The sequence below is a fragment of the Rhizobium sp. SVR5-9E genome, assembly GCF_056755095.1.
Genome location: NZ_JBNDHS010000805.1, coordinates 1 through 232, shown reverse-complemented (window position 1 = coordinate 232; position 232 = coordinate 1). Strand labels below are relative to the sequence as shown.

General features: G+C 53.0%; 1 protein-coding gene. It reads right to left on the bottom strand.

Annotated features, from left to right (window positions below; genetic code table 11):
- Positions 1-232, bottom strand: a 232-nt coding sequence (locus ACPYOJ_RS37060) for a hypothetical protein (RefSeq protein WP_481420639.1), incomplete at both ends; no start/stop codon positions are given.

Sequence of the window (232 nt, the reverse complement as noted above, 5' to 3'; positions counted from 1 at the left end):
AAGTTCAACAGGGAAGTTCCTGATGTATTGTACACCGGCTGGTTGACTGCCACCGACTGGGTCGCGTCTGCATTGATGGTCTGGTCTTTCCAGGTAAGGGTAGCACCTGTCACTATATCCCTGTCAGCACGGTACCATCTCACCAGGTTCGTGGTTACCCCACCCGGACCGTTAAGCGGTGCCGCAAAGGTGAAGTAATTTCCTGTTGGAATCTGAACACCAGCAGCTACAC